Annotated in this window: 1 protein-coding gene; it reads left to right on the forward strand. The window is 45.0% G+C overall.

Features of this window, described 5'->3' with window-relative positions; translation table 11 throughout:
* Window positions 1-360: hypothetical protein (locus D7X96_RS40630; protein ID WP_208647453.1), on the forward strand; the 360-nt coding region annotated here is incomplete at its 5' end.
* Between the last annotated feature and the right edge of the window lie 122 nt (window positions 361-482).

Genomic DNA, 482 nt, shown 5'->3' on the forward strand with positions numbered 1-482 from the left:
GCTCTCACCGGCGGTAAGCTGGATTTTCCAGGTTTCCTCCGCTGTGAGAGGAGGAAAGCTGGCACTTTCAGCTTTACCGCCGCACTCATCGGCGGTAAACTGGATTTTCCAGTTTTCCTCCGCTGTGACAGGAGGAATACTGGCAATTGCAGCTTTACCGCCGCTCCCATCGGCGGTAAAGTCGATTTTCCAGTTTTCCTCCGCTCTGAGAGGAGGAAAACTGGAAATTGCTGGTATGCTGCGGATACATATGGCGGATGTCTTTCAATCCGATTTTTTATCCTTTTTTCCCTTCTTTTGCTTGTTGGTGGGTCATGGGTCGGGGCTTTGTTCCACAAAATGAAGGATGGACATGTGTGAATAACAATTGGGTGAAATAATATCAAATCACAATAAAAACACAATAAAGTGGATGTCTCTCGTATTAGCCCTTCACTTTACATAACATGCAAAAATGAAATCAACAAAGCCTTCATTTCAAC

It is taken from the genome of Corallococcus interemptor (assembly GCF_003668875.1).
Lineage (GTDB): Bacteria > Myxococcota > Myxococcia > Myxococcales > Myxococcaceae > Corallococcus > Corallococcus interemptor.